The following is a 913-nucleotide window of genomic DNA, read 5'->3' on the forward strand; positions in this document are numbered from 1 at the left end:
ATCGACTGCTCCGTCTATTTGATGCGGTTCATGGAGCAACTCCTTGATGGTGAAAAGCTGCGGGTAGCGGAGAAAGAAGTTGGTTACTTACGACTCAAGTACGCCGCGCGCATACTTTTGGATGGGAGCGCAGCCGGTGTCAGTGGTAAAGGCGGCCCGAGCACAACTGATGGTGTATAGTTTATTCGTTGTTTAGAATGTCATCCTTGCGACGTACATTGTTTTGCAAGAACTTATGTTTTTTTGGTCATGTAATTATCAATTTTGTGAAACTATAAAGATCGGCTAACTGTATGAATCTGACTATATTCGTAAAAAGCATATTCTCCGTTTACCTTTTGACGATCTCCGTTTAACTTCTACGATCTCCGTTTACAAATATGTGTTAATGTTTGCATTTAGGTATTACCGTTTAACAATAAATGTCACCATGTAACTATCCGTATTTCCCCTTAGTGTTTCACGTTTGTGTGTGTATAACAATGTCTTTCTTTACTTAGTAAGACTTGCATCACAAGCAGGCATTCAACTTAGTACCGCGCAGGAAGAGGCTTGCGTGGAGGCAACCAACAATGTCTCTCCCATCGGCGGGTGACGTCGATGCAACAGAAGCACCAATTGTGGTGGAACCAACAATGGCGGAGGCTCAGCCAACTTTAGCTCCGACCGCGCCTTTGGAAAAAGGACAAGCGGTGGTTCAGCCGGTTGCAATGGATGTGTGTCCGCCTGACGATGTCACTGGCGATGTCGACAGGATTATTGAATCCCTTGCCAGTGAACCCCCCATATTCGAGCCACTGGCTGTGGCATCCGACACTGGCTTACGAGCCCCGTCACCGAATAAAGACTCTGTCGAACTACCAGAGTCAAATAAGAATGTTGCAACAACTACTGGAAATAAAGAGGCTGCTGC

The 913-nt window shown here is 45.8% G+C and carries 2 protein-coding genes; one reads left to right on the plus strand and one right to left on the minus strand.

Going from position 1 to position 913, the window contains the following annotated elements:
- Positions 1-180 (plus strand): hypothetical protein (locus tag ACFIK8_RS10405; RefSeq protein ID WP_375669382.1); only part of this gene is annotated, 180 nt, incomplete at its 5' end.
- Between the two features lie 345 nt (positions 181-525).
- On the opposite strand, the gene ACFIK8_RS10410 is transcribed toward ACFIK8_RS10405, so the two are convergent.
- The gene (locus ACFIK8_RS10410) at positions 526-711 is read right to left on the minus strand and encodes a hypothetical protein (protein WP_375669383.1); all 186 of its coding nucleotides are present in this window, start codon (positions 709-711) and stop codon (positions 526-528) included.
- Positions 712-913 lie beyond the last annotated feature (202 nt).

The sequence above is a fragment of the Bartonella sp. MR168JLCBS genome, assembly GCF_042194175.1.